The sequence below is a fragment of the Blastococcus aurantiacus genome (genome assembly GCF_900102425.1).
GTDB classification, from domain to species: domain Bacteria; phylum Actinomycetota; class Actinomycetes; order Mycobacteriales; family Geodermatophilaceae; genus Blastococcus; species Blastococcus aurantiacus.
On sequence record NZ_FNBT01000010.1, the window covers coordinates 47,088 to 71,967 of the forward strand.

Here is a 24,880-nt window from a genome sequence, read left to right on the forward strand (position 1 = left end):
CCCTGGGGCTAGCGGGCGCCGGCGAAGTCCGCGGGCGTGAAGCGCCCGTCGGACAGCCGACCCTCGATCTGCTCCAGGCTGCGGCCGGTGAGCTCGGGCATCCGCCGGTACAGGAAGACGAAGCCGGCGATGTTGAAGGCGGCGTACAGCCAGAACGTCTGGCCGGTGCCGATCGTGTCGATGATGCTCAGCAGGGTCAGGGTGATGAGCAGGTTCGTGCCCCACAGCGATGCCGACTGCGCCGCGGCCCCGGCCTCGCGGGTGGCCAGCGGGTAGATCTCCGAACCGGTGAGCCAGCCCATGAGCTGGATGCCGCCGGCCGTGAACGCCATGAAGGTGATCAGGGTGGCGATGATGTAGGGCACCTGCGCCTCGCCGCTGTTGCCGGTGACGAAGAAGGTGCCCAGCACGATCAGCGCCAGGGCGGCCCCCGGCAGGGTGATCAGCGTCAGCCGCCGCCGTCCGACGCGGTCGATGATCGCCAGGCCGATCAGCTGGGTGATCAGGTACGTCGCGCCCAGGGCGACCGACACCCGCAGCGCCGCGCTGTCGGAGAAGCCGTTGTCGGTGAGGATCGTCGGCGAGTAGTAGACGATCATCTCGATGCCCGACAGCTGGGTGAAGATCGCCAGGCCGCATCCGACGACGAGCGCCGGCCGGACCCACGGTTCGCGCAGGCCGCGCCAGCCACTGGTCTTCGCCGTGCGCTCGGCCTCGACCAGCTGAGAGATGTCGTGCAGCTCGGGGGAGACGTCGGTGCCGGGCGGGCGGACCCGCTCGAGCGCCTCCCGCGCGCGCTCCGCCTGACCGGCCTTGACCAGCCAGCGCGGGCTGTCGGGGAGGCGCAGCATCAACAGGAGCATCAGGGCGCTGGGCACCACGGCCGCCCCGATCGCCACCCGCCAGCCGACGCTCTCGGTCGCGCCGACGATCGTGGCGATGAGGATGCCCACGCCGATGGCGATCTGGAAGAACAGCACCAGGCGGCCGCGGTAGGCGGAGGGGGCCAGCTCCGCGACGTACACCGGGGCGGTCTGGGTGGCCCCGCCGACGGCGAAGCCGAGGACCACGCGCGACAGCGACAGGGTGACCGGATCCGGGGACAGCGACGCGGCGAGCGAGCCGAGGACGAACACCGTGGCCACGATCAGCAGCGTCTTCCGCCGCCCGAGTCGTTCGCTCAGCCGGCTGCACACCAGGGCGCCGATCACCGCACCGGCGAGGATGGAGGCGGCGATCACCTGCTCCCAGCCGCTGCCGATGGCGAACTCGTCGCTGATCTGCAGCAGCGCCCCGGAGATGATCCCGGTGTCGTAGCCGTAGAGCAGACCGGAGATCGCCGACACCAGCGCCACGATGACGACCGCGCCGGTCAGCTCACCGCCGTCGTCCCGCTGCTGGTGGGTGCCGGTCGTAGCGGAGGTGGGCGCGGCGGAGTGCTCGGACGCGGTGATCGGTCTCTCCCATTCGGCGCAGCGGCGCGACGCCCCTTCGTTGGAGCTGCGCGGCGTCCGCCACGCTAGGTGAGCGGGCCGGATGTCGCCCGCCGGACCCCGGCCCCTCCGGTCAGGCGTTCCTGACCTCGGCGGCGGCCTGCAAGCCCAGCTCCTCCACCGACACCTGTCGCATCTCGACCTTGCGGACCTTGCCTGTGACGGTCATGGGGAACTCGTCGACGACCTTCACGTAGCGGGGCACCTTGTAGTGGGCCAGCCGGCCGGCGCAGAACTCGCGCAGCGATGCCGCGGTGAGCGGCTCGGCCCCCTCGCGCAGCCGCACCCAGGCCATCAGCTCCTCGCCGTAGCGCTCGTCAGGGACACCGATCACCTGGGCGTCCACGACGTCGGGGTGGGTGTGCAGGAACTCCTCGATCTCCCGCGGGTACACGTTCTCACCGCCGCGGATCACCATGTCCTTGATCCGCCCGACGATGTTCAGGTAGCCCGCCTCGTCCATCACCGCGAGGTCGCCGGTGTGCATCCAGCGCGCCTCGTCGATGACCTCGGCGGTCTGCGCGGGCTCGTTCCAGTAGCCGCGCATCACCGAGTAGCCGCGGGTGCAGAACTCACCGGTCTCCCCGCGCGGCACGGTCAGCCCGGTCGCCGGATCGACCACCTTGACCTCGAGGTGGGGGTGCACCCGGCCGACGGTCGACGTCCGCCGTTCCAGGTCGTCGTCGGCACCGGTCTGGGTGGACACCGGCGATGTCTCGGTCATGCCGTAGCAGATGGTCACCTCGGTCATGCCCATCTCGCTGACCACGCGCTTCATCACCTCCACCGGGCACGGCGAGCCGGCCATGATCCCGGTGCGCAGGCTGGAGAGGTCGTAGTCGGCGAAGTCCGGCAGCCCGAGCTCGGCGATGAACATCGTGGGAACGCCGTACAGCGAGGTGCAGCGCTCCTCCTGCACGGCCCTCAGGGTCAGCGCGGGGTCGAAGCCGGGTGCGGGGACGACCATGGTCGCGCCGTGCGAGGTGGCCCCGAGGTTCCCCATGCCCATGCCGAAGCAGTGGTAGTAGGGCACCGGGATGCACACGCGGTCGGCCTCGGTGTACCCGCAGCCCTCACCGACGAAGAAGCCGTTGTTGAGCAGGTTGTGGTGGGTGAGCGTCGCGCCCTTGGGGAAGCCGGTCGTGCCGGACGTGTACTGGATGTTGATCGGGTCGTCCGCCGACAGCTCGTCCTCCCTGCGGACCAGGATCCCGCGGTCGGCGGCCCGGCCGGTGCTCAGCAGTCGTTCCCACTCCGGGTCGCCGAGGAAGACCACCTCGCGCAGGTCGGGGCAGTCGCCGCGGACCTCGGCGACCATCGCGCGGTAGTCGCTGGTCCTGAACTCCGGCGCCGCCACGAGCACCGATATGCCGGCCTGCTTCAGCACGTAGGCCAGCTCGTGCGTGCGGTACGCCGGGTTGATGTTCACGAGGATCACGCCGAGCTTGGCGGTCCCGTACTGGACGAACACCCACTCCGCGCAGTTCGGCGCCCAGATCCCGACCCGGTCGCCCTTCTGCACCCCCAGGTCGTCGAGGCCGAGCGCGCACGCGTCGACGTCGGCGACCAGCTGCGGATAGGTCCAGCGGCGGCCGGTGGCGCACTCCACCAGTGCCTCGTGGTCGCCGACCCGCGCCGCGGTCCGGTCGAGGTTGGCGCCGATGGTGTCCCCGAGCAGGGGGACCGTCGAGGTCCCGCCGGCGTACGACCGCGCTGTGCTCATGTGTGCTGTCCCGTCCCGTGATGGTCGAGGCGTCCGCTCGGCAGGCGCCCATCCAATCGCCGGCCGGCGCCCGTGACCAGAGGGGATCAGCGTCCGTCCCATCGAGGGGCGAAATCAGCCGTAGATGCCGGGCGGCCGCTCCGCCGTCTCGAGGTACGCGCTCCGGCGCTGGAACAGGCCAGGCACCAGGGACCGCACGCGGTCGACCAGCTCGCCCAGGTCGGCGGTCACCAGCTGCCCGTCCCGGACGACGACCCGGCCCGCGACCATGGTCAGGGCGACGTCGCTGCCCCGGACGGCGTGAACCAGATTGTGGTGCACGTTCGCGTACGGCCCGCTGCCGAGGATCGGGGTCATCCGCGGCGTGTGCGCGCGGACGGCGATCAGGTCGGCGTCCTTGCCCGGCTCCAGCGAGCCGATCCGGTCGTCCAGGCCGAGCGCGGCCGCGCCGCCCCGGGTGGCCATGTGCAGGACGTCCCAGGAGTCCATGGCCGCGGCGTCCATGTCGCGCAGCTTGCCCAGCAGCGAGGCGACCTTCATCTCCTCGAACATGTCGAGGTTGTTGTTCTCCTTCTCGCCATCGGTGCCCAGGCCGACGTGCACGCCGGCGGCCAGCAGCTCGCGCACCGGCGCCATGCCGCTGGCCAGCTTCATGTTGCTCACCGGGTTGTGCGAGACGCCGACCCCTCGCTGCGCCAGCAGCTCCACCTCGGCCTGGTCCAGCCACACCGCGTGTGCGATGACGGCCCGCGGGACGTCGAGCAGCCCGAGCTTCTCCAGGGCGAACATCGGGCGGGCTCCGACCCTCGCCTCGAAGTCGGCCACTTCCACCTCGGCCTCGCTGCAGTGGGTGTAGAAGCCGGTGTCGTACTCGCGGGCGAGCGCGGCCGCGCGCTGCTGGCCGGCCCGGTCGGCGTAGAAGGGGTGCTCGAGGCCGACCCAGGGGACGATGCGCCCATCCGCGGCGCCCGACCACTCGCGCAGCATCCGCTCGTTGTCGTCGAGGGTGTCGAAGTAGTCGTGGTCGGGGTGGGCGCCGACGTAGTTCACCGTGACCAGCCGGTTGCCCAGCTCCGTCGCGGCCCGGGCCGCGCCGTCCAGGTAGCGCCACATGTCGACGACGGTCGTGGTGCCCGAGAGCAGCCCTTCGGCGTAGCAGAGCCATGCCGCGGCCTCCGCCTCCTCGGGACGCAGCACCCGGTGCATCGGGTCGATGTGCAGCCGCAGCCACTCCCACACCGGCAGGTGCTCGGCGGTGCCGCGGAGCATGCCGGAGTGGTGGTGGGCGTTGACCAGGCCGGGCATCAGCACGTGGCCGCGCAGGTCGACCCGCTCGGCGTCCGGGTGCCGGGCGAGCAGGCCCGCGGCGTCGCCCACCTCGGCGATCGTGCGCCCGTCGACCAGGACGGCGGCGTCGGGGAGGACCGACCGGGCGTCGTCCATGACGACGACGTGGTCGGCGGTGAGCAGGCGGCGGGGCATCGGACTCCTCGGCTCGGGAGGGGCCGACCCTAGGGCTGTGCGGCGCGCCCATCCGGAGCCCTCGCGCGGATGTCGCGCAGGTCACCGGCCGGGGAACGGCTGTTGACACGAACGCAACTTCCGGCTGACCAGTTCGTCATCGACCGCGGCGAGATTCATCCCCGTCACGAGCCCGGCACACGCCGGGAGGCCGGCTCCCGGCCTGCCCGCCGTGGCGACGGGAGGAGGACGTCATGTCGCAGGTCCTGACCGCAGCCGTCCCCACGACGCCGCCGGCCGGGGCGCCGCCGGTCACCGGCCGGCCCCGCCGGCGGACCGCCTCATTGGCCGGCCGCCTGGCGCCACTCACCGGCCCGGCCGTCGTCCTGGCCGCGTGGGAGCTCGCCTCCCGCACCGTGCTGGCCGACAGCTACGCGCTGCCGGCGCCGACCGAGATCCTCGTCCGCTTCGTGCAGGACGTGCCCTTCGCCTGGCCCAACCTGCGTCAGACGGCGTTCGAGGCCGCCATGGGCTGGCTGTGGGGCAACCTCGTCGCCGTCCTGGCCGCGGCGGTGTTCGTCCTCGTGCGGCCGGTCGAGACGATGCTGTTCCGGGTCTTCGTGGCGCTGTACTGCCTGCCGATCGTGGCGCTGGCGCCGATCCTGGGTGCGGTCCTGTCGGAGCCCAGGGCCCAGATCGTCATCTCCGCCCAGGGCGTCTTCTTCACCACCCTCATCGCCACGATGCTGGGCCTGCGCAGCGCCTCGCAGACCAACCTCGATCTGGTCACGGTCTCCGGTGGGGGCGGCTGGCGGCAGCTGGTGATGGTGCGCGTGCACGCCGCCCTGCCGTCGCTGTTCTCGGGGCTGCGGATCGCCGCGCCGGCCGCGGTGCTCGGCGCCGTCGTCGGTGAGTACCTGGGCGCGCGGTCCGGGCTGGGCGTCGCCATGGTCTACAGCCAGCAGTCCCTCGACATCACCCGCACCTGGGCCCTCGCCCTGTACACGACCCTGCTGGCGGCCGCGTTCTACCTCCTGACGGTGCTGGCCGAGCGCCTCCTGATCCCGTGGGCCACCCACGGCACCGCCCTGCAGGCCCTCCCGGCCCCGGCGGTCCGCCGGGGCGGCCGGCTGCGGCGCACGTCGGCCACCCTGGGCTCGGCGGCGCTGAGCGTGGGACTGGTCCTTGCGCTGTGGCACGGCGCGGTCGTGCTCAGCGGGCTCAGCTCCTACTTCATGAAGACGCCGGTCGACGTCTGGGCGCACCTGTTCACCGATGCCGACGCCGCGGCCAACCGCTCGGAGCTGTGGTCGTCCCTGCTGATCACCGTGCAGGACACGGTGCTGGGCTACGCCGCCGGCACGCTGGCCGCCCTGGGCCTGGCCACGGCCGTGGCGGTCAGCACCGCAGCGCGGCGCGTCGTGCTGCCGTTCACCATCGCGCTGCGCGCCGTGCCGCTGGTCGCCCTCACGCCACTGTTCGTGCTGCTCTTCGGCCGCGGCGTCGGGGTGGTGCTGTTCATCGGCGGGCTGGTGACCTGCATCCCGACGTTGATCACCGTGGTCACCGCGATGGACCGGACGCCGACGGCGGGCCGCGACCTGGTGACCGTCAACGGCGGCAGCAGGTGGCAGGCCGTGATCCGGGTGATGCTGCCGTCAGCGCTCCCGGCCGTCTTCGCCGCCGCCCGGGTCGCTGCCCCGACCGCGCTGCTGGGCGCGCTGCTGGCCGAGTGGCTGGCCACCGGCGAGGGGCTGGGCTCGGACATGCTCCGGGCCGCCGCCGGGGCCCAGTTCGGCTTCGTGTGGTCCGGCGTCGCCGCCATCACCCTCGTGGCCTTCCTCCTCTACGCGCTGGCCACGGCCGCCGAATCCGCCTCCCTGCGGCGCCTCGGGGGCTGACCGGCCCGGCCCGCACCGCTTCTTCCCTGTCCCTCCCCGAAAGGAACCGCCATGTCCGCACGCCCCTCCACCCCGCGCCCCGGCTCCCGCTGGCCGGCCCTCGCCGCCGGCGTCCTCGCCGTCGCCCTGGCCGCCACGGGCTGCTCCGACGACTCGTCCGAGGGCGACGCGCCGTCGGCGGACTCGCCCCAGGAGCTGACGTACCAGCTCGGCTGGCTGCCCACCGTCGAGTGGGGCGCGCACTGGATCGCGGACAGCGACGGCCTCTACGAGGACGAGGGGATCGAGTTCGAGTGGCTCCCCGGCGGCCCGAACGTCTCGCCGGACACCGTCGTCGCCGCCGGGACGGCGACCATCGGCAACGCCAGCTCGGACGTCGTCGCGGCGGCCATCGCCGAGGGCGCGCCGCTGAAGATCATCGGGGCCGGCTTCAAGCGCAGCCCGTACAGCATCGTGAGCCTGGCGGGATCCCCGATCGAGAGCCCCGAGGACATGATCGGCAAGCGGATCGGCGTGGCCGCGGGCAACCAGACGCAGTTCGAGCTGTTCCTCGCCCTGAACGACATCGACGCGGGCGACCTCACCGTCGTGCCGACGCAGTTCGATCCGTCCCCGGTCGCCAACGGCGAGGTCGACGGCCAGGTCGTCTACTCGATCAACGAGCCGGGCCAGCTCAACGTCCAGGGCATCGAGACCAACACGATGCTCTTCGCCGACTTCGGCTTCGACGTCCTCACCGACGTCTACTTCGCGACCGAGGAGACCATCGAGCGGCAGCCGGAGCTGCTGGCGGCTTTCCTCCGGGCCACCCAGCAGGGCTGGGCGGAGCTCTTCGAGGACCCGCAGAAGGGCGTCGACCTGACCCTCGGCGAGTACGGCGGCGACCAGGGGCTGGACGAGGAGCAGCAACTGCTCGAGGTCGAGGCCATGAAGGAGCTGGTGCTGTCCGAGGGCAGCGACGAGACGGTCGTCATGGACGAGGAGCGGATGCAGGCCACCGTCGACACCATCGCCGAGATGGGTGTCGAGATCTCCGTCGACGACCTGTTCGACACCTCGATCCAGGACATGCTGTGACGGCTGCCGTCGCACCACCTGCCGTCGGCATCGAGATCACCGGCCTGTCCAAGAGCTTCCGGACCGGCAGGAGCACGGTGGACGCCGTCGACTCGGTCGACCTGACCACCGGCCCCGGCAGCTTCATCTCGCTGCTCGGCCCCTCGGGCTGCGGCAAGTCGACGGTGCTGCGGATCCTGGCCGGGCTCGAGGAGCCGACGTCGGGGACCGTCTCGATCGGCGGGCGGACCCCGCACGAGCTGCAGGCCGCCCACCAGATCGGCATCGCGTTCCAGGAGGCTGCGCTGCTCCCGTGGCGCAGCGTCGCCCGCAACATCCGCTTCCCCAGGGACGTGGCGCGGGTGCGGACGTCGAAGGAGCGGATCGACGAGCTGATCGACCTCGTCGGCTTGCGCGGCTTCGAGGACGCGCGGCCGTCGCAGCTCTCCGGCGGCATGCGGCAGCGGGCGGCCATCGCCCGGGCGCTGGTCAACGATCCCTCGGTGCTGCTGCTCGACGAGCCGTTCGGCGCCCTGGACGACATGACGCGGCAGCGGCTGAACTTCGAGCTGCAGCGGATCTGGACCGAGACGCGGCCCACGACGCTGATGGTCACCCACGGCATCGGCGAGGCGGTACTGCTCTCCGACGTCGTGGCCGTGATGAGTGCCCGGCCTGGCCGGGTCGTCGAGGTGGTGGAGGTGGACCTGCCGCGGCCGCGGACGCTGGAGACGCTGCGCTCCGACCGCTTCCACGAGCTCCAGGACCACCTCTCCTCGCTGCTGTTCAGCGGTGTCGTCCCGGCGGCCCCGTGACCGTGCAGATCGGCGCGCCACCGCGGCGGGACGGGCGGACGGCGGGGTTCCTGGACGGGGTGCCCAAGCGGCTCCTGGTGCACGGGGAGTGGGTGCCGGCGGTCACGGGGGAGACCTTCGAGACCCTCGATCCGGCCACCGGGGAGGTGCTGGCCGAGGTCGCCCGCGCCCGGGCGGCCGACGCCGACGCCGCGGTGACCAGCGCGCTGAGAGCGTTCACGTCACCCGAGTGGGCCGGGATGACCCCCGCCGCCCGGGGGTCGGTGCTGTGGCGGGTGGCCGACCTGATCGAGGCGAACGCCGACGAGCTCGCCACGCTGGAGACCCTCGACCAGGGCAAGGCTTGGCGGACCTCCCGGCTGGCCGAGATCCCCGCGGCCGCCGGTCAGTTCCGCTACTACGCGGGCTGGCCCACGAAGATCCTGGGCGACACGATCCCGACCTCGCTGGCCCGCACGCCTCCGGGGAAGGAGCTGCTCGCCTACACCCGCCGCGAGCCGGTGGGCGTGGTGGCCGCGATCGTGCCGTGGAACTCGCCGCTGCTGATGGCCGCGATGAAGCTGGCCCCCGCGCTGGCGGCCGGCTGCACCGTGGTGCTGAAGCCGGCCGAGGACACCCCGCTCACCGCGCTGCGGCTGGGGGAGCTGCTGCTCGAGGCCGGCCTGCCGCCGGGCGTGGTCAACGTGCTCACCGGGTTCGGCGCGGAGGTCGGCCAGGCGCTCGTCGAGCACCCGCGGGTGGCGAAGGTGGCGTTCACCGGCTCCACGGAGGTGGGCAAGCGGCTGGTCGCCACGGCGGCGCAGACCCTCAAGCGGCTGACCCTGGAGCTCGGCGGCAAGTCGCCGTCGATCGTGCTGCCCGACGCCGACCTCGGGGCGGCGGTCGAGGGCATCTCCCGGGGGATCTTCGACAACGGCGGCCAGGTCTGCGTGGCCAGCGCCCGGGTCTACGCCCACCGCGACGTCTGCGACGACGTCGTCGCCGGGATGGCGGCCTACGGCAGCGGGCTGCGGCTGGGGCACGGCCTGGAGCCCGGCACCGACCTCGGACCGCTGGTCAGCCGCGCCCAGGCCGACCGGGTGAGCGACTTCGTCACCGAGGGCGCGGCCGACGGCGTGGAGGTGGTCACCGGCGGCGGCCGGCACGGGGCGCTGGGCACGTTCGTGGAGCCCACCGTGCTGACCGGCGTGCGGCCGGACGCCCGCCTCATGCGCGAGGAGGTGTTCGGCCCCGTCGCGACGGTGACGCCGTTCGACGACGTGGACGAGGTGCTCGGCTGGGCCAACGACTCCCGCTACGGCCTGGCGGCGAGCGTCTGGACCGAGCGGCTGGGCCAGGCGCACCGGCTCGCACGACGGCTCCAGGCGGGGACGGTCTGGGTCAACTGCCACTCCTTCCTGGGCCCGGAGCTGCCCAAGGGCGGCCACAAGGAGTCCGGCTGGGGCTACGAGAACGGCCCGCAGGGCCTGGAGAACTACCTGGAGACCAAGACGATCGTGGCGGTGATCTGAGTGACCAAGCCCCTCTCGCTGGGCGTGTTCGAGATGATGAACCCCAGCGTCGGCATGCCGACCTGGACCCACCCGATGGGCAAGGGCGACCACTGGGACTCCGTCGAGCACTGGGTGCAGCTGTCCCGGCTGCTGGACGGCGCCGGCGTCGACTTCCTGTTCTTCGCCGACACCTACGGCTACCCGACGATCGACGGCCGGCTGCCCGACGCGGTGGCCGAGCACGGCATCCAGTTCCCCGCGCTGGACCCGATGCTGCTCATCAGCGCGCTGGCCCGGGAGACGGAGTCGCTCGGCTTCGTGGTCACCTCGCCGACGACGGTGGAGCGGCCCTACGCCACGGCGCGGCGGTTCGCGAGCCTGGACCACTACACCGCCGGGCGGATCGGCTGGAACATCGTCACCGGCAGCTCCCAGTCGACGACCGACGAGCTCTTCGGCCTGCCGGACTCCGGCACGCACGACGGCCGCTACGACGCCGCGGACGAGTTCATCGACCTGTGCCTGGCGTTCTGGGAGGGCGTCTGGGAGGACGACGCCCTGGTCCGCGACGCCGCGCGCAACGTGTTCGTCGACCCGCGCAAGCTGCACCCGGTCGACCGGCAGGGGCGCTGGTTCTCGGGCGCGGGGGTCTTCGCCGTGCCGCCGTCGGTGCAGCGCAGCCCCGTGCTGTTCCAGGCCGGCACCTCCGACCGCGGCCGCGCCTTCGCCGCCCGCAACGCCGAGTGCGTGCTCATCCAGGGGCAGTCGATCGGCAAGGCCGGCGAGCACGTCTCCGACATCCGTGCGCAGGCCGTGGCGCACGGCCGGGACAAGGACGACGTCAAGGTGCTCACCGGCGCGACCGTCACGGTGGCGCCCACCCGCGAGGAGGCCCACGCCCGCCGGGCCGAGCTGGAGCGGCTGTACACGCTCGAGGACGCCGCCGTGATCTTCGCCGGCTTCACCGGCGTGGACCTGACCGGCCTGGACCCGGCCACCGAGCTGACCGCGATCCGCTCCGACCAGGGGCAGACCCTCATCGACCGGTTCGTCCGGCCGGGCGCGCCGGTGCCCACGGTGGCCGACGTCCTGGACGGCTTCCGGGTCAAGGCCAACCGCGGCTTCCAGATCACCGGCTCGCCCGAGGACGTCGCGGAGGAGATCGAGCAGATCGCTGTCGGCACCGACGTCGACGGCCTGCTGCTGGAGCCGACCTTCGGCGGCACCGACGCCTACGCGGACGTGGTGGAGCTGGTGCTGCCGCTGCTGCGCGAGCGCGGCCTGTGGGCCGACAAGCCGGCCGGCAGCCCCCTGCGCAGCCGGCTCACCGGCGGCCCCGACGGACGGCTGGCCGCCACGCACCCCGGCGCACGCTTCCGGCCCTGAGCCGGCGAGGACAGGAGAGACATGCAGCAGGAAGCGGTGGACGCCGTCCTGAGCGGGCTGAAGAAGGCGGGGGTCAGCGTCGCCTGCTACCTGCCGGACTCGCTGCTCGAGGAGCTGTACCCGGCGCTGGACGCCGACCCGGACATCCGCACCATCCAGGTGACCAACGAGGGGGAGGGCGCCGCCATCTGCGGCGGGGTGTTCCTCTCGGGCAAGCGTGCGGTGCTCGTCATGGAGAACTCCGGGCTGCGGGCCTCGGTCGAGCACCTCGCGCGCATGGGCCTGGGCGCCGGCATCCCGGTCATCATGATCATGAGTCACCGCGGCGACCTCGGCGAGAACAACTGGTGGGCCGTCCCGCACGGCATCACGATGGAGCCGGTCCTCAAGGCGCTGCGGGTGCCCTACCGCATCGTGCGGTCCGCCGACGAGGTGGAGCGGGCGGTCACCGACGCCTTCACCTGGTCCTACACCGCCTACTACCACTCGGCGGTCGTGCTCAGCGGGGAGACCGTCCGATGAGCATCAGCCGGTATGCGTGCATGGAGCTGCTGGGCCGGCGGCTGACCGACGAGCTGGTCATCCTGTCCCTCGGTGGGGCGGTCGACGAGTGGTACGACGCCGCGCCGCACATGCGGGCGGCCAGCCTCTTCCAGCAGCAGCTGGGCTGCGTGAGCGCCGAGGCGTTCGGGCTGGCCGTCGGGCTGCCGCACCGCCGCGTCGTCTCCCTCGACACCGACGGCGGGCTGCTGTTCAACCTGGGCATCCTCGCCACGCTGGGCAACGAGCGGCCGGAGAACCTCTTCGTCGTCGTCTGGGACAACGAGCAGTACCAGTCGATCGGCGGGCCGAGGACGCACACGGCGTCCGGCCGTGTCGACCTCGCGGCCATCGCCCGCGGTGCCGGCATCGACCAGGCGCACACCGTCGACACGCTGGAGGACTTCGACGCCCACTGCGCGGCCGGGCTGGCGGCCCGCGAGCCCTACCTGGTCGTGGCCAAGACCGACGGGGTCCTGCAGCCGGGGATCAGGCGGAAGCACTCCGACGGGCTGGAGGACAAGTACGTCTTCGTCCGGCACGTCGAGGAGACCGAAGGCATCACGATCATGGGCCCGAGCGAGCACAACTGATGGGGGCCACCCGACCGCTGCAGCCCGCCTACGACGTCGTGGTCGTCGGCGGCGGGTCGGCGGGCTGCGTGCTGGCCTACCGGCTCTCCGCCGACCCGGACGTCTCGGTGCTGCTGGTCGAGGCCGGGCCCAGCCACCGCGGCCTGGCCGAGCTGCTCGACGCCGGCCGCTGGGCCGGGCTGCTGGGCGGGCGGCACGACTGGGGCTACGACTACGCGCCGACCGACCTCGTCGACGGCCGGGTGGTGGCCATCCCGCGGGGCCGCGTGCTCGGCGGCTCCAGCAGCATCAACGCGATGCTCTGGTACCGGGGGCACCCCTCGGACTACGACGCCTGGGCCGCGGCCGGGGCGACCGGCTGGGACTGGGCCGGCCTGCTGCCGTACTTCCGGCGCAGCGAGGACTGGGAGGGCGGCGAATCGGCGCTGCGCGGCGCCGGGGGGCCGATGCGGGTGGAGACCTCGAAGGCGCCGCACCCCGTGGCCGAGGCGCTGCTGGGCGCTGCCGCCGAGCTCGGGCTCCCGGTGATCGAGGACGCGAACGGCCCGGACAACGAGGGCGCCACGCTGGCGAACTTCAACGCCACCACCCGCCCGGACGGCCGGCTGGAGCGGTGGAGCACCGCCCGCGGCTACCTGGAGCCGGTGCTGGACCGGCCCAACCTCACCGTCCTCACCGGCAGCGCGGTGCGCCGCGTCGTCCTCCGCGACGGGCGGGCCGTCGGGATCGAGCACGTGGTCGGCGGCCTGCCCACGACGACGGCGGCCCGCAGCGGTGTGGTCCTCACCGCGGGCGCGATCGACTCACCGCGGCTGCTGATGCTCTCGGGCATCGGCGACCCGGGGGACCTGGCCGCCCTCGGCATCCGGCCGGAGGTGCCGCTGCCCGGCGTGGGCCGTGGCTACCAGGACCACCCGCTGCTCATGGGCATGAACGTCCGGGCCCGGGCGCCGCTGGGTCCGGTCCGGGACAACGGCGGCGGCAGCATGCTCAACTGGCGCAGCTCGCTGGCCGGCGACCACCCCGACCTGCACGCCTTCGTGGTGCAGGGGCCGCACGCGAGCGCCGAGGTCCGGGCCGAGCACGACCTCTCTGGCGACGTGTTCGCCGTCTCCCCGGGGCTGATGCGCTCGCGCAGCCGGGGGCACGTGCGGCTGCGGTCGGCCGATCCGGCGGTGGCGCCGGAGGTGCAGCCCAACTTTCTCGCCGAGCCTGCGGACCTCGAGGCGCTCGTGGAGTCGGTGGACACGGTGATGGACCTGCTCGCGACCGGCCCCTACCGCGCGCTGAGCGCGGGTCCGGCCGCCCCGGACCGCCGGCTGGACCGCGCCGGGAAGGTCCGCTTCGTGCGCCGGAGCGTGGCGACGTTCTTCCACTCCTGCGGCACCGCGGCGATGGGCTCGGGGGAGGAGGCGGTCGTGGACCCCGGGCTCGCGGTGCGCGGCGTCGACGGGTTGTGGGTGGCCGACGCCTCGGTCTTCCCGGTCATCCCGACCTGCAACACCCAGTGGCCGGTCATCGCCGTCGCCGAGCGCGCGGCGGAGCTGGTCGGCGCCGCCATCGGCGCCGGCGTCCTCCAGGAGGCCGTCGGCCGCTGAAGCTGTCCGCACTCTCCCGTTCGCTGCGGCGATGACGATCCCGGCTCCCATGGGCCGGGGACAGGGACACCGCCGGCGCCCGCGGGCGCCGCGTCACCCGGTCCTGCCGGGAGAACGGTCGTGCCATGTCGGTCGATCTGCTGATCCGCAACGCCTCCCACGTCTACGTCGACCGGGGAGTGGAGGTGACCGGCGGGGGCAGCTGGCTCGCCGTGACCGGGGACCGGGTGAGCGGCTACGGCTCCTCGCTGGACCCCGAGCCCGAGGCTCTCCGCGTCATCGACGCCGGTGGCCGGCTGGTCACGCCGGGGCTGATCAACACCCACCACCACATCTACCAGAACCTGACCCGCTCGTTCGGGCCCGCGGTGAACGGTGACCTGTTCACCTGGCTCACCACGCTGTACCCGGTGTGGGCGCGGCTGGACGAGGAGGCGGTGCACACGTCGGCCTACATCGGCCTGGCGGAGCTGCTGCTCGGCGGCTGCACCACCTCCACCGACCACCTCTACGTGCATCCGCGGCCGAACCTCGTCGACGCCGAGATCGCCGCGGCCCGGGAGATCGGCTTCCGGTTCTCGCCGACCCGCGGGTCGATGAGCCGCTCGGAGGAGGAGGGCTACCTGCCGCCCCGGTCGGTGGTGCAGGACCGGGACACGATCCTCGCCGACTGCGAGCGCGTGGTGGCCGCCCACCACGACCCCGCGCCCGGGGCGCTGATCCGCGTGGGCCTGGCGCCCTGCTCGCCGTTCAGCGTGGACGACGGCCTCATGCGGGCCACCGCCGAACTGGCCGAACGGCTCGACGTCCGGCTGCACACGCACCTTGCGGAGGCGGAGTCGGAGATCGACTTCTGCCGGGAGGTGTACGGGCGCACCCCGGTCGAGCACTTCGAGGACGTCGGGTGGGCCACCGACCGCGCCTGGGTGGCGCACTTCGCCTACCCGAGCGAGGCGGAGGCGGAGCGGCTGGCCCGCGCCGGCGTCGGGGTGGCGCACTGCCCGAGCTCGAACATGCTGCTGTGTGGCGCCACCGCGAAGGTCCAGCAGTACCGCGGCTGGGGCGGTCCGGTCGGCCTGGGCTGCGACGGGTCCTCCTCGGCCGACGCCGCGTCGCTGTGGATGGAGGCGCGGGCGGCGCTGCTCGTCGCGCGGCTGCTGCACGGGCCGGCGTCGATGACGGCGCGCGACGCCCTCGACGTCGGCACCCGGGGCTCGGCGGCCTGCCTGGGCCGGGACGACGAGATCGGCCACCTGACCGTCGGGGCCCTCGCCGACGTCGTCGTCTGGGACATGGACCCCGTCTCGCTGGCCGGGGCGCACAGCGACCCGGTCGAGGCGTGGCTGCGGTGCGGTCCGGCGCGGGCGTGGGTGACGACGGTGGGTGGCCGGGTCCTCGTCGAGGACGGTCGGCTGAGGCTGCCCGGCCTGTCCGAGCAGCTGCGGACGCACGACCGGATCTCGCGGGAGATGCAGGGCCTGGTCTGAGGAGCCGGGTGCCGCCCGCTCACCGGGGGGCGGGCGGGCCCCGGCCGCAGGTCAGTCCCGCAGCGCGATGACGACGATCCGTCCGAGCTCGATCCGCTCGAACTCCGGGCCGGTGAGCACCCGGTCCGGGAAGCTGACGTCGTCGCCCACCGTGCGGTTCGGGAAGTCGTCGACCGTGAAGGGGAGCACCAGCGCCTCGCCGACCCGTGGCAGCACGAGGCCGTCGACCCGGTCGAACTCGTTGTCGCGCAGCAGTTCGGCCGCGCACGCCGAGGTCGGGCAGTCGCCGACCTCCTCGAGCAGCTCCACCCGTTCCTCGAACTGCCCGTTCGGATGGGAGTAGATGCTCTTGAAGGTCAGGAACCCGTGCACCGGCGTCGTGGCGAGCAGGTCCACCTGCGAGGTGACCAGGACGGCCTCGTCCAGGGGGATGTCGGGCCGCAGCGTCCGCCAGGCCGCGCGGACCTCGGTGACCGGCTCGTCGGCGGGGTCCACGAACAGGGTGGGGATGTAGGGCGGCCCGTCGGGGTCGCCGGCGGGCACCGAGCCGTCGGGGTAGCGCGTGGTCTGGGCGGTCAGCGCGTGGTGCCCGACCACCCAGTACGACGCGAGGTGGTGGGCCGCCGACGCTGCCGCGCACCCGACGAGGACGACGGCGGCCAGCCTGGGGAGCCAGGCGGCGCGCGCCCTCCGCTCGGAGTGGCGCAGCCAGCGCCCCAGCCAGTCGGCGGCACCGACCACGCCGGTGGCCAGCAGCACCATCAGGAGGGCGTCCTGCGTCTTGAAGGCGAGGAAGCCGATGTCGGCCCGCTCGGCGAGAGCGCCGAGTTTCAGCGTGGCGCAGCAGCCGAGGACGGCGAGGCCCAGCCCGCCGGCGAGCGGGTAGGTGCTGCCGCCGAGGTCCCGGCCACGGAGCCGGCACCAGGCGGCCCAGGCGAGCCAGGCCAGGCCGACCAGCCCGGCGGCCTGGGCCTCCTCGAACGGCGAGGGCAGCACCAGGTCGTGGCCGCCGAGGACCGAGTAGCGGATCTGCAGGCTGTCCGACGGGAAGCGGAGCCGCGCCACGACGAGGGGCACCCAGGTGGGCGTGGACACCACGAGTCCCACGACGCCGATGGCCGCGGCCCGCCGCAGCGGCAGCCGCGGAGGGGGTCGCTCGCCGTCGCGGCGCGGGAGGCGGCGCCGCACCGCGTCGTAGGCGAGGGCCAGCACGGTGGCGACGCCGAAGGGCAGGAGCCAGTAGGTGTGCACGAGCGCGAGCAGCCCGAACACCACACCCAGCCGCCAGGCCGGCCACCGGGCGACCCCCGGCGCCCGGACGTCGCGTACGGCCAGCAGCCACCACGGCAGCAGGCAGGCGAGGACCAGCCACTCGTCGGGCTTGTGCGGCTCGGCGGTCCAGATCGTCACGAGAGCGGCGACCGCTGCCGCCGGGAGGGCGCCGGCCACCGGCCGCCACAGCAGGTAGGCCGCCAGCGGCACGAGCACGCCCACGAGCAGCTGGACCGGCTTCACCGCCTCCCAGCCCGCCAGGTCGGTGAGGGCCGCGAAACGGCCCTGGACCCAGCCCAGGGCGGGCGGGTAGTAGGCCGGCAGGCCGCGGTAGTTGTAGTCGAACAACCCCGGTGTCTCGGCGTACCGGGTGGCGATCTGCGTGCGGAAGGAGGAGTCGGCGTAGAGGCCGCCCCAGCCCCAGCGGGTGCCGTGCAGCGCGGCCGTCGTGGCCGCGCCGATCAGCACTCCCGCGAGGACCGCACCGGCGTCCGCGGCGGTCCCCGGCCGGCGGCGGGCCACGAGGGCGACCGCCGCGCCGGCCAGACCACCGACGGTGGTCAGGACCGGCACGAGGCGGTCCCGCCACTCCGCCTCGACGATCGACACCTCCCAGAGGGCGACCAGCCAGGCGGTCAGCGCCCACCCGGCCAGCGCCGCTCCGACGAGCAGGGCCGGCCGCAACCGGCCGGCGACCCACCGGGGACCGGGGTGAGCCTGCGGAGGGGGAGGAGGGGGGACGGGCGTGCGCACGTCCTCGGCGGCGGGCGTGCTCACGTGCCGGCGGGGCCGTCCGACGACGACGGCGCCGGGATCCGGGGGGACGCCGGGCGGGAGGTCATGCAGCCATTCTGACGCGGCCGGCGCAACCGCACCGGCCGACCCGGCTGGGCCCGCCCCGCGGCGCCGCGGTCACGGTTGCATCCTCGGGTCGTGCGTGGGGTCGGCGTACATGCCGGGGCACCCCCGGTCCGCCGCGCCGGCCCGCAGCTCGTAGTGCCACGGCTCGTTGCGGTAGATCTGGCACAACCCGTACGCGGCGCCGTGCTCGGCGAGCCACGACCGGGCCGACGCGGGCCCGAGGTCGACGGCGTCCCCCGACACGTGGGCCGACGTGTCGGAGGTGGCCACCCAGCGGGCGGCCTCCTCGGCCGAGCCGTGCTCGGCGACCGCCTCCCGCAGCAGCTGCTCCTGGTACTCCGCGGACCGCCAGCCGCTGGTGACGGTGAACGCCACGCCGTCGTCCGCCGCGGCCCCGGCCGCCCGGCGCAGCGCGGTCAGCAGCGCGGGGTCGAGCTCCGTGACGGCGGGCAGCCCGCTGCCGACGGTCGTGCCGCCCCCGGGGACGACGCCGTCGTCCACCGTGACGCCGTCCGGGACGAGCGGGACCGCCGCACCCAGCTCGGGAAGGGGACGGACCACCGTCGCGGAGGACGCGTCCACCGCCTGGGATCCGACGACGGCACCGACGCCGGCGGCGAGAGCCACGGCCAGGAGGGCGACGACCGCCCCTCGCACACGTCGTGCCGCCCTGCTCGGGGATCGCGGGTTCTGAGGCATGCCGGCAGTCAAGGCAGCTGCGCGTTGCCTGCCCGTAAGGCGATCTCCATATGCCGGCGATACGCAGCGGCTCTCTAACCTCGGCGCATGCGCGTGCTGATCCTCGAGGACGAACCCCTGCTGGGCGAGGCCATCCGCGACGGGCTGCGGCTGGAGGCGATCGCGGCCGACCTCGCCGGGGACGGCGACACCGCCCTGGAGCTGCTGCGGCTGAACTCCTACGACCTCGCCGTGCTCGACCGCGACGTCCCCGGCCCCTCCGGTGACGAGGTCGCCCGGCACGTCGTCGCCTCCGGCAGCGGCATGCCGATCCTGATGCTCACCGCCGCCGACCGCCTCGACGACAAGGCCTCCGGCTTCGAGCTGGGCGCCGACGACTACCTGACCAAGCCCTTCGAGCTCCGGGAGCTCGTGCTCCGGCTCCGGGCGCTGGACCGCCGGCGGGCGCACCACCGGCCACCGGTGCGGGAGATCGCCGGCCTGCGGCTGGACCCCTTCCGGCGCGAGGTCTTCCGCGACGGCCGGTACGTGGCGCTCACCCGCAAGCAGTTCGCCGTGCTCGAGGTGCTGGTCGCCGCCGGGGGCGGTGTGGTCAGCGCCGAGGAGCTGCTGGAGAAGGCCTGGGACGAGAACGCCGACCCCTTCACCAACGCGGTGCGCATCACCGTCTCGGCCCTGCGCAAGCGGCTCGGCGAGCCCGCCCTCATCGCCACGGTGCCCGGCGTCGGGTACCGGATCGGGAGCGCGCCCGCGCCCGGCGGGGGAGCAGCCGGTGCCTAGGCCGCCCGGGCCGAGCGTCCGGCTGCGGCTCACGCTCAGCTACGCCGGCTTCCTCCTGCTCGCCGGTGGCCTGCTCCTGGCGGTGGTGTGGGTGTTCCTGCTGCGCTACGTGCCCGACGCCGTGGTCATCAACGCCACCTCCCGCGGACGCGGCCCCGGGCTCTTCGTGCCCAACCGGTCGGACCTCCAGCGCGCCTTCGCCCCGAGGGCCGCCGCGGCGCTGGCCTTCCTGCTGCTGCTCGGCCTCGCGGGAGGGTGGTTCCTCGCCGGACGGGTCCTGGCCCCGCTGACCCGCATCACCGACGCCACCCGTGCGGCCGCGACCGGATCCCTGTCCCACCGGATCGCGCTGCCCGGGCGGCGGGACGAGTTCCGCGAGCTCGCCGACGCCTTCGACGGCATGCTGGCGCGGCTCGAGGCGCACGTCGGCGAGCAGCAGCGCTTCGCGGCCAACGCCTCGCACGAACTGCGCACCCCGCTGGCGATCACGCAGACCCTGCTCGAGGTCGCCCGCAAGGACCCCCACCACGACCCGCGCGAGCTCGTCGACCGCCTCCTCGCCGTCAACGCGCGCGCCATCGACCTCACCGAGGCGCTGCTCCTGCTCAGCCGGGCAGACCAGCGCTCCTTCGCGCGGGAGACCGTCGACCTGTCCCTGCTCGCCGAGGAGGCGGCCGAGACGCTCCTGCCCCTGGCCGAGGAACACGGCGTCGACCTCCGGGTGTCCGGGAGCATCACGCCCGCTGTCGGCTCACGGCCCCTCCTGCTGCAGCTGACCACGAACCTGCTGCACAACGCGATCGTCCACAACGGCACGGACGGCGGCACCGTGTGGGTCACGACCGGCGTACCGGCCGGGACGGCGGTGCTCACCGTCGAGAACACCGGTGACGTCCTCGCGCCCGAACTGGTGGCCACCCTGACCGAGCCCTTCCGGCGGGGCACGGAACGCGTCGGCGGCGGCTCCGCCGGGGTCGGCCTCGGTCTGGCGATCGTCGAGCGGATCGCCCAGGCGCACCGGGGCGTTCTGGCGCTGGACCCCCGCCCCGGCGGCGGGCTGCGCGCCGTCGTGCGACTGCCTGCGGCGGTGCCGGAGGAGCAGGCTGTCCCTTTCCGTGCCCGTGCCTGAGCCGTGTGGCGGAAGTCATCGCGCGTTCACAAACATTTCGCTCGGACAAAGGTTGCGCGCGCGTTAGCATTCACGGGTGCCTGCCGAACCCGACGACCTCTTCGGCGTGCTCGTGGAGTTCGTGACGCGTCTGATGAGCACGGGCGAGTCCGACGGTCTGGACGCCCTGGCCGAGAGCGACCTGTCGTTCTCGCAGGCACGCACGCTCTTCCTGCTCACCAGGAAGACCGAACCCATGCCGATCCACTCCATCGCCGACGCTCTCGGGCTCTCGATGGCCGCCGCCGGCCGCAACGTCGACCAGCTCGTCGGCCTCGAGATGGTCGAGCGGCGCGAGAGCCCGGTGGACCGGCGGGTGAAGCTCGTGTCGCTCACCCCGCTGGGAGAAGAGCTGGCGACGCAGCACATCGCGGCGAAGCACGAATCGCTCAAGGCGTTCACCCACGCCCTGCCCCCGGAGCAGCGCGACCAGCTGCACCGGGCGCTCACCGACATCCTCGCGGGCGGCGCCCTCCGCCCGGGACCAGACCAGGAGACCTGCCTGTGACCACCTCAGCCCCGCCGGCCCAGCCGGCGTACCCCGAGAAGATCGACGGGCCGGTGCTCAAGATCGCCGGCGTCGTCGTCCTCGGCGCCATCATGTCGATCCTCGACATCACCGTCGTGAGCGTCGCGCTGCCGACCTTCCAGGACGTCTTCGACGCCAGCTACGCCACGGTCGCCTGGACCATGACGGCCTACACGCTGGCGCTGGCCACCGTCATCCCGCTCACCGGCTGGGCCGCCGACCGCTTCGGCACCAAGCGCCTCTACCTGGCCGCGCTGTTCCTCTTCACCGCCGGCTCCGTGCTGTGCGCGATGGCCACCTCGATCGAGATGCTGGTCGCCTTCCGCGTCCTGCAGGGCCTCGGCGGCGGCATGCTGATGCCGCTGGGCATGACGATCCTGACCCGCGCGGCGGGCCCCGACCGCATCGGCCGGCTCATGGCCGTGCTCGGCATCCCCATGCTGCTCGGCCCGATCTCCGGCCCGATCCTCGGCGGCTGGCTCATCGACATCGCCTCGTGGCACTGGATCTTCCTGATCAACCTGCCCATCGGCATCGCCGCGCTCGTCTACTCCTACAGCGTGCTGCCCAAGGACGAGCCGAGCCCGACCGAGCGGTTCGACTTCCTCGGCATGCTGCTGCTCTCGCCCGGCCTCGCGCTGTTCCTCTTCGGCGTCTCCTCGATCGCCGAGGGTGGCGAGGGGGCGTCCTTCGGCCCGCGGGTCTGGGTGTCGGCCACGATCGGCGTCGCGCTGATCCTGACTTTCATCGCCCACGCTCTGCGCACCGAGAAGCCGCTGATCGACCTGCGGCTGTTCAAGAACCGGCGGCTGACGATCGCGACGGTGTCGATGTTCGTGTTCGTCATCGCCTTCATGGGCGCCGGCCTGCTGTTCCCGTCCTACTTCCTGCAGGTGCGCGGTGAGACCACGCTGATGGCCGGCCTGCTCATCGCCCCCCAGGGCCTGGGCGCCATGGTGACGATGCCGATCGCCGGCATCCTCGCCGACAAGGTGCCGATCGGCCGGACCGTGCCGATCGCCCTGCTCGTGATGGCCAGCGGCTTCTTCGTCTTCACGCAGGTCGACGCGGACACGTCCTACCTGGTGCTGTGCAGCGCGCTGTTCGTCATGGGTCTGGGCATGGGCGGCACGATGATGCCGATCATGACCTCGGCGCTGAAGTCGCTGACCAACTCCGAGGTCGCCCGCGGCTCGACGCTGGTCAACATCGTCCAGCAGATCGGTGGCTCCATCGGCACCGCGGTGCTGTCGGTCGTGCTGACCAACCAGCTCACGTCGCGGGTCCCGGGGTCGGCCGACCCGCTGCAGTCCATGGCCGAAGGCTTCGGGACGACGTTCACCGTCGCCTTCGCCCTCATCCTGCTCGCCCTCATCCCGGTGGCGTTCCTGCCGCGGAAGAAGGAGGAGTCGCACCTCCTCGACGACGAGGACGGCGCCGTCCCCGCCCCGGTGCTCATGCACTGATCCGCCCCGACGGCACGACGACGGCCCTCCCGGTCCTCCCGGGAGGGCCGTCGCCGCGTCCGGGTCGCCTCCGTACCCTCGGCCGGGTGTCCGACCTCTTCGCGCCCCTGACGTTGGCCCACGGCCCGGCCGCTCCGAACCGCATGTGGCTGGCCCCGCTCACCAACACGCAGAGCCACCCCGACGGGCGGCTCTCCGACGAGGAGCTGCACTGGCTGTCGCTGCGGGCGCGCGGCGGGCACGGGCTGACCATGAGCTGCGCCGCGCACGTCCAGGCCGGCGGTCAGGGCTTCCCCGGGCAGCTCGGCGTCTTCTCCGACGACCACCTGCCCGGGCTGACCCGGCTGGCCACCGCGCTGAAGGACGCCGGGTCGCTGTCCTCCCTCCAGCTGCACCACGCCGGCATCCGCTCGCCGCAGGAGCTGGTCGGGCAGCCGGTGGGGCCCTCGGACGACGAGGAGACCGGCGCCCGCGCCATGACCGGGGACGAGGTCGGGCAGCTGGTCGAGGACTTCGCCGTCGGCGCGGAGCGGGCCGAGCGGGCCGGTTTCGACGGCATCGAGGTGCACGGCGCGCACGGCTACGTCGTCGCCCAGTTCCTCTCGCCGGAGATCAACCGGCGCACCGACGGCTACGGGGGCTCCCTGGAGAACCGCGCCCGGCTGCTGTGGGAGATCCTCAGCGCCGTCCGCGAGCGGTGCAGCCCCGACTTCCAGGTGGGTGTGCGGCTCTCGCCCGAGCGCTTCGGCCTCCGCCTCGGTGAGATCCGGGACGTCGCCGCGGAGCTGATGGGCCGGGGTGACGTCGACTACCTGGACATGTCGCTGTGGGACGTGGCCAAGCTGCCGGTGGAGGAGGAGTACTCCGACCGCCCGCTCATGGAGTGGTTCACCGACCTCGACCGTGGCACCACGCGCCTCGGCGTCGCCGGCAAGGTGCGCAACGGCCGCGGGGCCGCCGAGACCCTCGAGCGGGGCGCGGACTTCGTGATGGTCGGCCGGGCCGCGATCCTGCACCACGACTTCCCCGAGCAGGTGCGGCGCGACGGCGGCTTCGTGCCGGTGCCGACGCCGGTCAGCCCCGACCACCTGGCCGCCGAGGGCCTGTCGCCGGTGTTCGTCGAGTACATGCGCAACTGGCGGAACTTCGTCGCCGACGCCTCGTGACCGGCGCGGGCTGGGCCGACACCGTCGTCTGGTGGCACGTCTACCCCCTGGGGTTCACCGGTGCGCCGATCCGGCCGGAATCCGCCGCCGAGGGCCCGGTGCCGCGGCTGGACCGGCTGCACGCCTGGCTGGACCACGTCGTCGAGCTCGGGCTCAACGGTCTGGCGCTGGGGCCGGTGTTCGCGTCCCGGACCCACGGCTACGACACGGTCGACCACCTCCGCGTGGATCCGCGCCTGGGCACCGAGGCAGACCTCGGGCGGCTGATCGGGGCCTGCTCCGACCGGGGGATCCGGGTCTGCCTGGACGGCGTCTTCAACCACGTCGGCCGAGCGCACCCCGCCTTCGCCGAGGTGGAGGCCCGGGGGCCCGAGGCGTCGACGGCGGGGCTGTTCCGCATCGACTGGACCGGCTGGCGGCCCGGCGACCCGGTGCGGGCCGACGTCTTCGAGGGGCACGACCAGCTCGTCGCCCTGGACCACTCCTCGCCCGCGGTGGCCGACCTGGTGGTGGAGGTGATGCGCCACTGGCTCGACCGGGGAGCCGACGGCTGGCGTCTGGACGCCGCCTACGCGGTGCCCCCGGAGTTCTGGGCCCGTGTGCTCCCCGAGGTGCGGCGCACCCACCCCGACGCCTGGTTCACCGGCGAGGTCATCCACGGCGACGCCGCCGCGATCGTCCGGTCCTCGACGGTGGACTCGCTCACGCAGTACGAGCTGTGGCAGGCGATCTGGCACGGCATCGCCGAGCGGAACTTCTTCGAGCTGACGCACGCCTTGGAACGGCACAACGGGCTGCTGGCGACCTTCCTGCCCTCGACCTTCGTGGGCAACCACGACGTCACCCGGATCGCCTCGGCCGTGGGCCCCGAGCTGGTCCCGCACGCGCTGGCCGTGCTGTTCACCGTCGCCGGCGTGCCGAGCGTCTACGCCGGCGACGAGTACGGCTGGACCGGCGTCAAGGAGCAGCGCCTGGGCGGTGACGACGCCGTGCGCCCCGAGTTCCCGCCCCGCCCCCCGGATCCCGCGGAGCTGGACGCGACGGCCCGCAGGACGCTGGACGTGCACCGGGCCCTCGTCGCCCTGCGCCGCCGCCACCCCTGGCTGACGCGGGCGCACGCCGACGTCGTCCACCTCGCGAACGAGCAGGTCGTCCTGCGGTCGGGGACCGCGGGCGCGGCGGTCGTGGTCGCCCTCAACCTCGCCGCGCAGCCCGTCGAGCTGCCCGCGGCGGACGCCACCACCGTGGAGTGCGGGACGGCACGGCTGACCGGCGGCCGGGTGCAGCTGCCCGCGCAGGGCTGGGCGGTGCTCTCGGCCTGAGACACGGGAGCCCGCCGCGATCCCGGCGGAGCGGCCGTGCGAGTCTCCGAGGTGTGCACCAGGGCATGAGG

General features: G+C 73.4%; 20 protein-coding genes. 15 read left to right on the top strand and 5 right to left on the bottom strand.

What is annotated here, in order from left to right:
• Positions 1-8: 8 nt before the first annotated feature.
• The 3 genes from BLS70_RS18375 to BLS70_RS18385 all read right to left on the bottom strand — a co-directional run bounded on the left by BLS70_RS18375 (position 9) and on the right by BLS70_RS18385 (position 4,698).
• Positions 9-1,538, bottom strand: coding sequence for a sugar porter family MFS transporter (locus tag BLS70_RS18375; protein ID WP_369406240.1), 1,530 nt, complete (start codon positions 1,536-1,538; stop codon positions 9-11).
• A gap of 28 nt (positions 1,539-1,566) precedes the next feature.
• A complete protein-coding gene (locus tag BLS70_RS18380; protein WP_091770915.1) occupies positions 1,567-3,216 on the bottom strand; it encodes an AMP-binding protein in 1,650 nt (549 codons plus the stop codon).
• Positions 3,217-3,330: 114 nt separating this feature from the next.
• Positions 3,331-4,698, bottom strand: coding sequence for an amidohydrolase family protein (locus BLS70_RS18385; RefSeq protein ID WP_091770917.1), 1,368 nt, complete (start codon positions 4,696-4,698; stop codon positions 3,331-3,333).
• A 233-nt stretch (positions 4,699-4,931) separates the two neighbouring features.
• Between BLS70_RS18385 and BLS70_RS18390 the strand changes: the two genes are divergently transcribed.
• The 9 genes from BLS70_RS18390 to BLS70_RS18430 all read left to right on the top strand — a co-directional run bounded on the left by BLS70_RS18390 (position 4,932) and on the right by BLS70_RS18430 (position 15,546).
• Positions 4,932-6,578: an ABC transporter permease gene (locus BLS70_RS18390; protein ID WP_091770919.1), complete on the top strand. Its 1,647-nt coding sequence runs from the start codon at positions 4,932-4,934 to the stop codon at positions 6,576-6,578.
• Between the two features lie 51 nt (positions 6,579-6,629).
• Positions 6,630-7,655, top strand: coding sequence for an ABC transporter substrate-binding protein (locus BLS70_RS18395; protein ID WP_091770921.1), 1,026 nt, complete (start codon positions 6,630-6,632; stop codon positions 7,653-7,655).
• Positions 7,652-8,449 (top strand): ABC transporter ATP-binding protein, encoded by a 798-nt coding sequence (locus BLS70_RS18400; RefSeq protein WP_091770923.1) that lies wholly within the window; start codon positions 7,652-7,654, stop codon positions 8,447-8,449. Before BLS70_RS18395 ends, BLS70_RS18400 begins: the two co-directional genes overlap by 4 nt.
• Positions 8,446-9,960 carry an aldehyde dehydrogenase family protein gene (locus BLS70_RS18405; RefSeq protein WP_255362571.1) on the top strand — a complete coding sequence of 505 codons (1,515 nt, stop codon included), beginning with the start codon at positions 8,446-8,448 and terminating at the stop codon, positions 9,958-9,960. Before BLS70_RS18400 ends, BLS70_RS18405 begins: the two co-directional genes overlap by 4 nt.
• Positions 9,961-11,328 (top strand): NtaA/DmoA family FMN-dependent monooxygenase, encoded by a 1,368-nt coding sequence (locus tag BLS70_RS18410; RefSeq protein WP_091770925.1) that lies wholly within the window; start codon positions 9,961-9,963, stop codon positions 11,326-11,328.
• Between the two features lie 21 nt (positions 11,329-11,349).
• Positions 11,350-11,850 carry a thiamine pyrophosphate-binding protein gene (locus BLS70_RS18415; protein ID WP_091770927.1) on the top strand — a complete coding sequence of 167 codons (501 nt, stop codon included), beginning with the start codon at positions 11,350-11,352 and terminating at the stop codon, positions 11,848-11,850.
• A complete protein-coding gene (locus BLS70_RS18420) occupies positions 11,847-12,461 on the top strand; it encodes a thiamine pyrophosphate-dependent enzyme (protein WP_091770929.1) in 615 nt (204 codons plus the stop codon). The genes BLS70_RS18415 and BLS70_RS18420 overlap by 4 nt, the downstream gene beginning before the upstream one ends.
• Positions 12,461-14,059 carry a GMC family oxidoreductase gene (locus tag BLS70_RS18425; protein WP_091770931.1) on the top strand — a complete coding sequence of 533 codons (1,599 nt, stop codon included), beginning with the start codon at positions 12,461-12,463 and terminating at the stop codon, positions 14,057-14,059. The genes BLS70_RS18420 and BLS70_RS18425 overlap by 1 nt, the downstream gene beginning before the upstream one ends.
• 125 nt (positions 14,060-14,184) lie before the next feature.
• Positions 14,185-15,546, top strand: a complete 1,362-nt coding sequence (locus BLS70_RS18430) for an 8-oxoguanine deaminase (protein WP_091770933.1) — start codon at positions 14,185-14,187, stop codon at positions 15,544-15,546.
• A gap of 51 nt (positions 15,547-15,597) precedes the next feature.
• On the opposite strand, the gene BLS70_RS18435 is transcribed toward BLS70_RS18430, so the two are convergent.
• Together BLS70_RS18435 and BLS70_RS18440 are read right to left on the bottom strand one after the other, a co-directional pair.
• Complete coding sequence (locus tag BLS70_RS18435; RefSeq protein ID WP_143030452.1) at positions 15,598-17,595, bottom strand: arabinofuranosyltransferase; 1,998 nt, start codon at positions 17,593-17,595, stop codon at positions 15,598-15,600.
• Positions 17,596-17,730: 135 nt separating this feature from the next.
• A complete protein-coding gene (locus BLS70_RS18440; RefSeq protein WP_218122492.1) occupies positions 17,731-18,306 on the bottom strand; it encodes a M15 family metallopeptidase in 576 nt (191 codons plus the stop codon).
• A gap of 159 nt (positions 18,307-18,465) precedes the next feature.
• Between BLS70_RS18440 and BLS70_RS18445 the strand changes: the two genes are divergently transcribed.
• From BLS70_RS18445 to BLS70_RS18470, 6 genes are all read left to right on the top strand, one after another.
• Positions 18,466-19,158: a response regulator transcription factor gene (locus BLS70_RS18445; protein ID WP_091770939.1), complete on the top strand. Its 693-nt coding sequence runs from the start codon at positions 18,466-18,468 to the stop codon at positions 19,156-19,158.
• A complete protein-coding gene (locus BLS70_RS18450; protein ID WP_091770941.1) occupies positions 19,151-20,287 on the top strand; it encodes a sensor histidine kinase in 1,137 nt (378 codons plus the stop codon). Before BLS70_RS18445 ends, BLS70_RS18450 begins: the two co-directional genes overlap by 8 nt.
• A 76-nt stretch (positions 20,288-20,363) precedes the next feature.
• The gene (locus tag BLS70_RS18455) at positions 20,364-20,834 is read left to right on the top strand and encodes a MarR family winged helix-turn-helix transcriptional regulator (RefSeq protein ID WP_218122493.1); all 471 of its coding nucleotides are present in this window, start codon (positions 20,364-20,366) and stop codon (positions 20,832-20,834) included.
• A complete protein-coding gene (locus tag BLS70_RS18460; protein WP_218122494.1) occupies positions 20,831-22,321 on the top strand; it encodes a DHA2 family efflux MFS transporter permease subunit in 1,491 nt (496 codons plus the stop codon). Before BLS70_RS18455 ends, BLS70_RS18460 begins: the two co-directional genes overlap by 4 nt.
• Before the next feature lie 86 nt (positions 22,322-22,407).
• Positions 22,408-23,487, top strand: coding sequence for an NADH:flavin oxidoreductase (locus BLS70_RS18465; RefSeq protein WP_091770943.1), 1,080 nt, complete (start codon positions 22,408-22,410; stop codon positions 23,485-23,487).
• Positions 23,484-24,809: an alpha-amylase family glycosyl hydrolase gene (locus tag BLS70_RS18470; protein ID WP_091770945.1), complete on the top strand. Its 1,326-nt coding sequence runs from the start codon at positions 23,484-23,486 to the stop codon at positions 24,807-24,809. Before BLS70_RS18465 ends, BLS70_RS18470 begins: the two co-directional genes overlap by 4 nt.
• The last annotated feature ends 71 nt before the right edge of the window (positions 24,810-24,880 follow it).

Excerpts from the sequence above, each read along its gene's own strand:
- BLS70_RS18415 (WP_091770927.1), top strand. The coding sequence starts at position 11,350 with ATGCAGCAGGAAGCGGTGGACGCCGTCCTGAGCGGGCTGAAGAAGGCG.
- BLS70_RS18395 (WP_091770921.1), top strand. The coding sequence starts at position 6,630 with ATGTCCGCACGCCCCTCCACCCCGCGCCCCGGCTCCCGCTGGCCGGCC.
- BLS70_RS18445 (WP_091770939.1), top strand. The coding sequence starts at position 18,466 with ATGCGCGTGCTGATCCTCGAGGACGAACCCCTGCTGGGCGAGGCCATC.
- BLS70_RS18420 (WP_091770929.1), top strand. The coding sequence starts at position 11,847 with ATGAGCATCAGCCGGTATGCGTGCATGGAGCTGCTGGGCCGGCGGCTG.
- BLS70_RS18425 (WP_091770931.1), top strand. The coding sequence starts at position 12,461 with ATGGGGGCCACCCGACCGCTGCAGCCCGCCTACGACGTCGTGGTCGTC.
- BLS70_RS18390 (WP_091770919.1), top strand. The coding sequence starts at position 4,932 with ATGTCGCAGGTCCTGACCGCAGCCGTCCCCACGACGCCGCCGGCCGGG.
- BLS70_RS18385 (WP_091770917.1), bottom strand. The coding sequence starts at position 4,698 with ATGCCCCGCCGCCTGCTCACCGCCGACCACGTCGTCGTCATGGACGAC.
- BLS70_RS18380 (WP_091770915.1), bottom strand. The coding sequence starts at position 3,216 with ATGAGCACAGCGCGGTCGTACGCCGGCGGGACCTCGACGGTCCCCCTG.
- BLS70_RS18430 (WP_091770933.1), top strand. The coding sequence starts at position 14,185 with ATGTCGGTCGATCTGCTGATCCGCAACGCCTCCCACGTCTACGTCGAC.